At 29.5% G+C, this 285-nt stretch carries 1 pseudogene; it reads right to left on the reverse strand.

What is annotated here, in order from left to right:
• Positions 1-268, reverse strand: a pseudogene (locus tag V6246_RS18370) (DUF4252 domain-containing protein); the annotation flags it as partial.
• Positions 269-285 lie beyond the last annotated feature (17 nt).

The raw sequence follows: 285 nt of genomic DNA on the forward strand, positions 1-285 counted from the left end.
TATTAGTTACGGCATTCATTTCAGCAATTAAACTCTCACGTTTAAACTTACTAAGCGCATCAAACTTTATAAATTTCAAGACTGATATATTACCGATAGCATGTTTTACTTCAGGTGAAATTTGACTTAAAACTGCTTTCATAAAATTAGGAACTTGAAAAGATGTGGTTCCCATATCTGCTTTATGATTGTTATAAAACCCTTGAAAACTACTACCACACGATACCAGTAAAAAGCACAAACTTAAACCTATGTATATCTTCTTCATTTTTAAATTATTTCATT

Origin of the sequence: Algibacter sp. TI.3.09, from assembly GCF_038154905.1 — a bacterium.
GTDB lineage: Bacteria > Bacteroidota > Bacteroidia > Flavobacteriales > Flavobacteriaceae > Algibacter.